This window comes from Protofrankia symbiont of Coriaria myrtifolia, assembly GCF_900634755.1.
Lineage (GTDB): Bacteria > Actinomycetota > Actinomycetes > Frankiales > Frankiaceae > Protofrankia > Protofrankia coriariae.
In genome coordinates this window covers 6,073-11,242 of the sequence record NZ_CAAAFS010000124.1, presented here as the reverse complement: position 1 = coordinate 11,242, position 5,170 = coordinate 6,073, and the positions used below count along the sequence as shown (strand labels likewise).

Sequence of the window (5,170 nt, the reverse complement as noted above, 5' to 3'; positions counted from 1 at the left end):
GTGGCGATGGCGGCGTACGCCCCGACCGAGTCGGGGTTGAGCCAGCCGACGATGACCACGTCCATGTTCTGCAGCATGGCCAGCGGCACGAGCGCGGCGAGCGCGGTTGTCGTGTCACGCCGCAGGGCGTGCCTGGTCCGCACCGTCGGGACGGGCGGCAGGATGATCGGCCCGGTGGAGCCGATCCGTTCCGGCCCATCGCCACCGTATGTGATCGAATGTCGAACATCTGTTACTTTACGTGATGTTCGTGCGGTGCGTCGACGAGCGTGCTCGGTCGCGAGCGCAACACCGACGATCAGACCGAGGCCCGCGCCGTTGACGCCCAGCCCCGCGAACACCAGACCGACGGTGACGGTGATCCGGGCCACGCCCTCCAGGACGAAGTTGCGGGCCAGGTCCTGATAGGCGCGGCGGGCCTGCAACAGGCCGCGCTCGACCGACAGCGACACCCACACCCCCGCGGCCACGACCGCCTCCGCGATCGCCAGCGGGTGCGGGTAGGACAGCACCGCCGCCGTGGGCCTGGCGGCCAGCAGGCCGAGGACGCAGGCGACGGCCACTCCGACCGCGCAGACACCGCGCAGCCGGCGGATCCAGAACCCCCGCTGATGCCGGGTGTGGCCGGGTGCGGAGGTGTCCCGCTGCACCACGGCGATCTGCAGAGCGGAACCGCCCATCGACAGGATCAGGAAGATTCCGGTCTGGACGACCAGCGCGCCGTAGTTGACGGCGTCGAGCGCCCGTGCGAACACCAGGTTGGCCAGCAGGTTGCCGCCATTGATGGCGACCCCGGCGACCGCGAGCGCCCCAGGCCCCTGGAGAGCTCGCGCGAGCGCCGCGCGTCCGACGTTCGTCACCCATCTCCTCCCGCCCGGCCCCGCTTGCGGTAGCGGGTCCATTTTGCCGCCCTTTGCCGGGCATCGCTGATCCACGGTAAGCCACCGCTCGCGCCCCATCGACGTCCGGTCCCCGCGATCTGACACCATCGTCGCGGGCTGGGGCGAGGACCGCGCCACCGGCGTCAGAAGGTTGACGACAGCCGTCCACTGAAAGGAGTGCGCCAGTGCCCGTGACCGCAGCGCCCGCAGGCAGTCTGAGCAGGCGGATCGACGCGCTCGCCGGCCGTCGTGTGGTGTTCCTCAACTGGCGTGATCTTGACCACCCGCAGGCCGGTGGTGCTGAACTCTACTGCCAGTCGGTGGCCGAGCGCTTCGCCGCGGCCGGCGCCCGAGTGAGCCTGCTCACCGCCCGCCCGGCCGGCCAGACCCGGTCGGCCACCGTCCGCGGCGTCGAGATCCACCGCCGCGGCGGCACGTTCGGAGTGTATCCGGCCGTCCTCGCCCAGCTGCTGCGCGACCGCCGCGGCGTCGACGCGGTGGTGGACTGCCAGAACGGCATCCCGTTCTTCAGCCCCTTGGTGCTGCCCGCCAGCACCGCGGTGATCCAGGTCCTCCACCACGTCCACCAGCGGCAGTTCCCGCTCTACTTCCCGGCGCCGGTGGCCCGGATCGGACAGCTGCTGGAGACGCCGGGAAGCCGCTGGGTGTACGGGCGGCGCCCGGTGGCGGTGGTGTCACCGTCCACCCGGGACGAGGCCCGGGACGTGCTGAAGCTGGCCGGGCCCCGCTTCATCGTGCCCGGCGGCGCCGACAGCCCGCTGCCCGGCCCGGCCCGGCCCGCGTCGCCCCGCCCCGCCGACCGGCCGACCATCGTCTGTGTCGGGCGGCTGGTCCCGCACAAGCGGCTGCACCTGCTCATCGACGCGCTGCCCGCGCTGCGCGCGTCCCATCCCGGCCTGGTCGTGGAGATGGTCGGGGACGGACCCGACCGCGACCGGCTGCTGCAGCACGCCCACGAGCGGGGCGTCGGCGAGGAGGTCCTGCACTGGCACGGGTATGTCGACGCGGCCGAGCGGGACCGGCTGCTGTCGACGGCCTGGCTGACGGTCAACCCCTCCCACGGGGAGGGCTGGGGCCTGTCGGTGCTGGAGGCCAACGCCCACGGCGTGCCGGCGGTCGCCTTCCGCGTCCCCGGGCTACGTGACGCCGTCCGCGACGGGCACACCGGCTGGCTGGTGGACGAGCCCGGCCCGCTCACGGCGACGATCGACGCGGCCCTGTCCACGCTGGCGGACCCGGCCGTGGCGGCGCGCTGGCGTTCCCGGGCGCGGGCGTGGGCCGCGGGCTTCACCTGGGACGCCACCGCCGAACTGCTCGCCCGGGTGGTGACCGCCGAGATGGACCGGCTGGCGGCGGCCCGGGGCCGCGGGAGGCGCTCGGGCCGTGGCCCGCTCGGCGGACAGCCACCGGGTGGGAACGCACCGGCTGGAAGCGCACCGGGCGGAAGCACACCGGGCGGGCCGCTGCCAGGCTGGCGGCGGCTGCCGGGCCGGCGGCCGCGGGGCGGGAGCCCGCTGGACGAATCTGCGTCCCTGAGCGGGCCTGCCTCGGCCGGGCGCCGACGCGGGTCACGCCGCGCGGACGACGTCGTGACCCGCGCGGAGTTCCCGCTGGCGCCCACTCGGCCGCTGCCGACCCTGCGCCGCACTGACCTGGTGTACCGCCTGACCGGGGACGACGCCGTGCCCGACCGACTGGGCGGGCAGGCCGCTGCCGGCCGGGCGGTCGCGGTCCTCTACGGGGCCTCCCCCGCCGACGCCCGCGCCGCGCTCACCCGAGCCGGCGTGACCGGTCAGATCGAGGCACGGGCCGCCACCGGCGAGGATCTGTTGATCGCAGCCACCCGCTGTGCCCTGCCCGACCCGCAGCCCACCAGCGGAACCACCATCACACCCATGATCACCAAAGTAGGCTGATGCCTCTCTGGCAGACGTCTCTGGCAGACGCTTCCCCGAGCTGTAGGTGAAAACCGTCGTGCTAGCAGCGGTTCCCACCTACGGACGTGGAACCCGTAGGTGGGAACCGCTGCGATAGCAACCGAAACCACCTACTGTCTCCTCTTCCGGCCAGTGGCGCCCGCTGCCGGGCAGCACTGCGGACGGTGTCCGTGTCACCCGACCGCGGCAGACTGGGCGGCTGTCTCTGAGGGTGGGAGGCCGGTCAGTTCGTCCAGGGCTGTCCGGTACACCCGCGCGAAGCGACGTACAGCGGCTCGGTCGAACAGGTCACGGTGGTAGCAGAAGGTCAGGCCGAGATCGCGACGGTAGCCGGCGGCGGCTATCACCAGTCCCTGTGGCAGCCCGGCGAACGCCGCGAAGTGCAGTGAGGCGACGTCCGGCCCGGACGTGCCCGACGCCGACGGGTCGGCGAGCCGGCCCAGGTTGGTCACGGTGATCGTCGGCATCAGCAACGGTCGCGCCGTGATCACAGCCAGCCGTAGCAGCGCGTGACGGGCCGGGCCGGGCAGCCAGGCGACACCGCCGATCCTGCCGCCGGTGACCGGCCGCGCCCCGACCGTCCTGCCCGCTGCCTTGCCCACCGCCTTGCCCGCTGCGGTCTGCCGGCGTACCGCGGCAAGCGCGGTGGCGGGATCCTGGCGGTCCCGTGGTGTCGTCACGATCAGAACCTCGCCGGTGTGGTTCCCGATGGCGTCCGTACCACCCGGGGCGCGCTGGCTGATCGGCATGCGTACCCGCACCGTCATGGTGGGCTGCCCGGCCGCGGTGTTCCACCGCTGGACGGCTACCTTCGCGGCGGCCAGCAGGAGATCGTTCACCGTGGCCGGGGCGCCCGCCACCGACGTCCGGACGGATCTCGGGACCGGGACGGTCTCGCAGTACACCCCGTAGGCGGAACTGTGACGATCATCCGTCGCCCGGCCGGGATGAGCCCGCGCGGAACGCGTGCGGCTGCCCGGCCGGCTCCCCGGTGACGGGGCGACTCGGCTGGGCAGCCGCGGCACCGGCAGCCCGAGGACGAGCCGGCGCACCGCGCGGACCTGTGCCGGCCGGACGGGCACCGCGTGCAGGCCCGGCACCGCCTGGCCAGACAGCTCGGACGCACGCGCGCCGGTGGCCTCAGCCAGCCACGCCGGCTCGGTGGGCACGCCGGCCAGCGCCCGGAAAGCGGTGCTGGGGCAGCGCTGAAGGATCGCGCGCAGCAGCATCGCCACGCTCATCCCGTCCAGGGCGGCATGATGCGCGGCAACGGCGACCGCGTCGCCGGCGGGCAGCCGCACGTGCAGGACCCGCAGCGGGCAGGATGCGGTCAGGTCGAACGGATGCGAGCAGATCTCCGCGAACTTCTCCCACACGTCATCGTCACCATCACCTTTTGCCACTGTCAGCACGTCGTCCGGGCTGTGCGGGAACCACCACCGCCGGCCGGACAATCCCGTGCGCATGCGTGCCCGGGCCATCGGGTGACGCAGCAGGACATCGATCACCGCGTCCCGCAGGATGAACGAATCGATGATCTCGCGGGTACGAGCGATCATCCCGACCGAGATCGGCGCGGTCCTGCGGTCAGAGGCGACGATCAGATCTTCCAGTACCGAAAAGCGGCGTTCCCGGACCGGCCGGGCACGCTTGGGAACAGGCCGACCGGTTTCGTCCGGACCAGCTCCGGTGCGGCCGGGAGCGGTCGTCCCGGAACGGTTCTGGACGGAGCCGCTCCGGCGGGAGCCTGCTCGGACCAGGCCGGCCGACACCGGCGCTACGGACGATCCGGTTCGCGGGGCGGGGACCACGGGCGCGGACGGTCCCGGGAGCAACGCGGATCGCCACATTTCGTGGGGGTCGATGTTCACATCCTCCTTCTTCCTGCCCGTCCATCCCGGTCAGGAGAACGGTGCAGCGGCGAATGTCCCCACGACAGATCCCCACGCAGCCCAGTTTCCGACTCGCCGGGACCATTGATGTGATCCAGTCGGAAACAGTGGTGAAGACCTCTTCTGTCGCCGGATTCGCTCCGGTTACCAGTGATTACCGGCGAATGCCCATCGGTGACCGCAGCGCCGAGACGACCACGGACATCGCCGGCGGAAGCCGAATGGGTATCGAGTCGAAACGCCGAGATGTCGAGACGAGAAGCCGCGAGAACAATCATCTGCAGAATAGTACTTGAACGATTTTTTACCCCATGGACGGCGCGGGTTCAGTACGAAGATTCAGCACGAGGCGCCCTGCCGCCCATCGACGGCGCCCGGGCCGACAACAAGAACAACGAAAAAACAACGAAACGGTCGGATGAGGCACCGGACGCGATGG

At 72.0% G+C, this 5,170-nt stretch carries 2 protein-coding genes and 1 pseudogene; 1 reads left to right on the top strand and 2 read right to left on the bottom strand.

The genetic code is table 11. The features are described from left to right. Window positions 1-860: pseudogene (locus tag CM1CMNOD_RS21580) on the bottom strand (polysaccharide biosynthesis protein); the annotation flags it as partial. A 206-nt stretch (window positions 861-1,066) separates the two neighbouring features. Between CM1CMNOD_RS21580 and CM1CMNOD_RS06790 the strand changes: the two are divergent. Next, on the top strand, window positions 1,067-2,818 hold the full coding sequence (locus CM1CMNOD_RS06790) for a glycosyltransferase family 4 protein (protein ID WP_013872930.1): 1,752 nt from the start codon (window positions 1,067-1,069) through the stop codon (window positions 2,816-2,818). A 194-nt stretch (window positions 2,819-3,012) separates the two neighbouring features. On the opposite strand, the gene CM1CMNOD_RS06785 is transcribed toward CM1CMNOD_RS06790, so the two are convergent. Continuing rightward, window positions 3,013-4,398, bottom strand: coding sequence for a hypothetical protein (locus tag CM1CMNOD_RS06785; protein ID WP_131773901.1), 1,386 nt, complete (start codon window positions 4,396-4,398; stop codon window positions 3,013-3,015). Between the last annotated feature and the right edge of the window lie 772 nt (window positions 4,399-5,170).

Bases quoted from the DNA above. Each gene is read 5' to 3' on its own strand.
- CM1CMNOD_RS06785 (WP_131773901.1), bottom strand. From the start codon at position 4,398: ATGATCGCTCGTACCCGCGAGATCATCGATTCGTTCATCCTGCGGGAC.